This is a genomic window from Aquibium sp. A9E412, from assembly GCF_030398335.1.
GTDB lineage: Bacteria > Pseudomonadota > Alphaproteobacteria > Rhizobiales > Rhizobiaceae > A9E412.
The window spans coordinates 1-764 of record NZ_JAOAOP010000145.1 but is presented as its reverse complement, the minus strand read 5'-3'; the positions used below and the strand labels follow the sequence as shown (position 1 = coordinate 764).

Here is a 764-nt window from a genome sequence, read left to right as displayed (position 1 = left end):
GGCGTCACCCGCCAGCACGCCGCGCCCGTGAAGACGACCAGCGGCGCGCCGCCGGCGGTGACGATGCCGGCCGCGAGCCCGGCCGCCGCGAGCGCCCCGGCGCAGGCCTCCGCCGGCATCGCCGCGTCCGCCTGCGCGCCGGCCAGCGCGCGCGCCTCGCGCAGCGTCATGAACACGCCGGCCAGGCGGCCGAGATGCGGGCCGAGCCGCACCGCCTTGGCCGGCGACACGGCGACGGCGTAGACCGGCCGTGTCCCGGCCGCCTCGAGCGCGAGAGAGAGGGCCGGCGGCGGCAGGTTGGCGTCGATCAGCAGCGCGTCGGCGGCGGCCGCCGCGGCGCGGAAGCCGCGGCGCGCCAGATGGCGCGCGAAGCCGGCCTCGTAGAGCGCCATGTCGGCGAGCCCGGCGATCAACTCGCCGTCGGCATCGAGCAGCGCCGTGTAGCTCGGCGTCGGCCGGTCGAGATGGACGCCCGACAGGTCGGCGATGCCGGCCGCCTCGAGCGCCGCGGCGACCGCCGCGCCGGCCGCGTCGCCGCCGCGCAGCCCGGCAAAGGCACCGGACGCGCCGCGCCGCACCGCGGTGGCGAGCGCGTTGAAGGCGGCGCCGCCGACCTCCTCGCGCATGCGGCCGGGGTTCGAGGCGCCCGGCACATAGACGCCGGCGACGCGGCCGCGCCGGTCGACATGGGCGCCGCCGGTCGCCACGATGCGCGGGCCGATCACCGCCACCGGCCGCCCGCCGCGCCACCCTGCCGGGCCGGC

1 protein-coding gene is annotated in these 764 nt (G+C 80.8%); it reads right to left on the bottom strand.

Annotated features, from left to right (window positions below):
* Positions 1–731, bottom strand: a 731-nt coding sequence (locus N1F89_RS20620) for a PfkB family carbohydrate kinase (RefSeq protein ID WP_290086380.1), incomplete at its 3' end; no start/stop codon positions are given.
* Between the last annotated feature and the right edge of the window lie 33 nt (positions 732–764).